We start from the raw sequence: 2,819 nt of genomic DNA, 5'->3' as shown, positions 1-2,819 counted from the left end.
TTTCCTGCTCTACAGTCCTGCGCAAGACGGAAAGCACATTAAGTGCTTTCCTTTGCGTGCGGAACTCGCGATAAACTTAATTACGCGCCGCTCCCCGCCCGCGCCGGGCAAACGTCGTTGGACTTGTCACTAACGTGAAGTGGACGCTTGTATATCGTCTGCTAGCTTGGCACGGTACAATGCTTTCAGATTTCAATTTATAAATTAGTGGGGTTACTTCATGGCAGAATCTCGTGCGGAGCGTAAGGCTCGTCGTGCTTTGATCGAGGCGGCTGAGGGGTCGGAGGAGAAAAAATCTTCCAAGAAATCCAAGTCGTCTCAGGATGCGAAGGGCAGGCCGGCCAAGGGCAAGGCTAAGACCAAGCGTCCCAGCCCTCGTCGGAGCGAGGGTAAGGCACCTCAAGCTCGTTCCAAGCGCTCGCATAATGAGTCGTCCCGGTCCGCTCATAAGGCCGTTGATCCCAAGTCGCCTTGTTCCATCATGAAAGCTTGCGGTGGATGCACGGCGCTCAACAGGCCTTATAAGAAGCAGCTGGCGACCAAGCAGGCTGCTATGGATGAACTTTTTGCTGCTCTTTGCGAGCGTGAGGGCATAACCGTCGATCCCATTCGCGGTATGGACGTTACCCTGGGCGACCCGGGCAAATATCCTGCGCCGCGTGGTTTTCGCCATAAGGCCGCCACTCCCTTTGCCCCCGGCAAAGGGGGCGCTGTCCGCTGCGGCTTTTTTGAGCGCGGCACGCACAGAATCGTCGCTGTTCCCGAATGCCCCGTCGAGGCACCGGGAGCCCGTCAGATTCTTAACGGCATTGCGCGTGAGGCCGAGCGCCTGCACATTCCCGCCTTTAACGAGGACAAACATCTGGGCCTGCTTCGCTATGCCGTCGTTCGCTGCGGCTGGCGCACCGACCAGATCATGATCACCCTCGTTACCGCCCAGCGCGACCTGCCGCATGCGCAGGAATTCTTTGAGGCCATCGCCGCACTCGATCCGCGTATCGTCACCGTCGCCCAAAACATCAACGGACGCCCTGGCAACGCCATCCTGGGTGAGGAAACCCACATCGTGTATGGCGCTGAATGCATGCGCGACCAGCTACTCGGCTGCGAGTTCGATATCTCCCCCACCGCGTTCTACCAGACCAACCCGCAGCAGACCGAGCTGCTCTACCAGCTCGCTATCGACGGCATGGATCTGCACCAGGGCGATGTTCTCATGGATGCCTACTGCGGCAGCGGCACCATCGGTCTTTGCGCAGCTAAAGAAGCTCAGAACAAGGGCATCGGCATCATGTTGCTTGGCGTGGAGCGCAACCCGGCGGGCATTGCCGACGCACGCCGCAACGCCGAGCTCAACGGTCTTACCCGCAGCGCCTGGTTTATGGCCGACGATGCCACCGACTACATCCTAGATGCCGCCGACAACAACGAGCGCATCGACGTCCTTTCCATCGATCCGCCGCGTGCCGGCTCTACCCCCGAGTTCCTCGAAGCCGCCTGCGCGCTTAGACCTCGCCGCATCACCTATATCAGCTGCAACCCTGTGACCCAAGAGCGTGACCTGCACCAGCTCCTCGACGGTGGCTATCGCCTGCTCAAGATCACGCCCGTCGACATGTTCCCCCATACCGACCACACCGAAACTGTAGCGGTCCTCGAGCGCCGCTAATCCACCGGTACAAGAAGGGGGCGACCCGTCTGGGCCGCCCCCTTACTTGGTTTATGAACTCCGCTACATCCTCTTGCGCAGGTCACACACGCCGGCTGCCGCCATCTCGCGCAGTAGCGTCTCGCGGTCGCGCGTCACGATCAAATCCAGCGGAAAGTGAATCTCGTCGAGCATCTTGCGCGCTTGGTCGAGCTTACCAATTGCCATACCAATGTGCGCATCGGTCGAGACGCCAATCCCCACGCCCAGCTCGGCGCACCGCTCGGCAATCTTGCGGCACACGTCCCAATGCTCGGCATCCGCGCCATGCTCAAGACTGTGATTGTTGATCTCGATGATCTTGTGCTTGGCCTTAGCAGCAAGCAACACCTCGTCGATATCGAACGGCACGCCCGATCGACCCGTATGCCCCAGCATAAACACCTTGGGGTGCTCCAGAGCATTGATATACATCTCGGTCGTCTGGGCCAGCGTCGCGCCTTCAGCGAACTGCGGATTATGCACGCTTGCAACCAAATAATCCAAATTACGCGTAACCCGATCGAACAGCGAATGCTGACGGCTGTACGAATCGCCGGCAATATCGAGCGTGACAGGAGTGTCCTCGCCAAACAGACTTCCGTCCAGCGAAACGATATCGGCCTCGGCGCCACGCAGCACCAACACGCCGCTCCAAATGCGCGGCCATATATCCTGGTTGATAAAGAACTGGTAACTGCGCAGGTCATTGGGGCAAGCCGTAACCATAGAGCTCAGATGGTCGGCAGATCCAAGCACCTGCAGGCCACGCTCTGCCGCCCAGTACACATTCTCCTCAATGGTCGAATATGCATGCGCAGAGAACATCGTATGGGTATGAATGTCACAGGAAAGCAGGTAGGGCATCAGGTCTCCTTATCCGGTATGGCCGTCGCGTATATTCATTGTACGCATAGCCTTCGATAGTCGTAAAACCGCTCCATCCCAAAGACACAACGTCCATGACAACGGGGTCCGGTTTAACACCAAACCCCGTTTCACGTAAAACATTGTAGGCAGAGCGCGATCGCGTGCCGAATGTTGGTGTAAGGGGCCGCTTCCCTGGCCGTAGAAAGCAGGAAGCGGTTATCGCCTAGAATCTTAATTGCTGAAGCTAGGATTCGTGGAAAGG

General features: G+C 58.1%; 2 protein-coding genes. One reads left to right on the top strand and one right to left on the bottom strand.

All coding sequences use genetic code 11. The features are described 5' to 3' along the window. Nucleotides 1–220 precede the first annotated feature (220 nt). Nucleotides 221–1,669 carry a 23S rRNA (uracil(1939)-C(5))-methyltransferase RlmD gene (gene rlmD / locus ACTNBB_RS08970; protein ID WP_154517766.1) on the top strand — a complete coding sequence of 483 codons (1,449 nt, stop codon included), beginning with the start codon at nucleotides 221–223 and terminating at the stop codon, nucleotides 1,667–1,669. 63 nt (nucleotides 1,670–1,732) lie between these two features. Here rlmD and ACTNBB_RS08965 read toward each other — a convergent pair whose 3' ends face one another. Further along, nucleotides 1,733–2,554: a phosphatase gene (locus ACTNBB_RS08965; protein ID WP_154517764.1), complete on the bottom strand. Its 822-nt coding sequence runs from the start codon at nucleotides 2,552–2,554 to the stop codon at nucleotides 1,733–1,735. Between the last annotated feature and the right edge of the window lie 265 nt (nucleotides 2,555–2,819).

Origin of the sequence: Collinsella sp. HCP28S3_B9 (assembly GCF_052066095.1) — a bacterium.
Taxonomy (GTDB): Bacteria; Actinomycetota; Coriobacteriia; order Coriobacteriales; family Coriobacteriaceae; genus Collinsella.
The sequence above is the reverse complement of the archived record's forward strand: the minus strand, read 5'-3'. Positions and strand labels throughout refer to the sequence as shown.

Bases quoted from the DNA above. Each gene is read 5' to 3' on its own strand.
- ACTNBB_RS08965 (WP_154517764.1), bottom strand. From the start codon at position 2,554: ATGCCCTACCTGCTTTCCTGTGACATTCATACCCATACGATGTTCTCT.
- rlmD (WP_154517766.1), top strand. From the start codon at position 221: ATGGCAGAATCTCGTGCGGAGCGTAAGGCTCGTCGTGCTTTGATCGAG.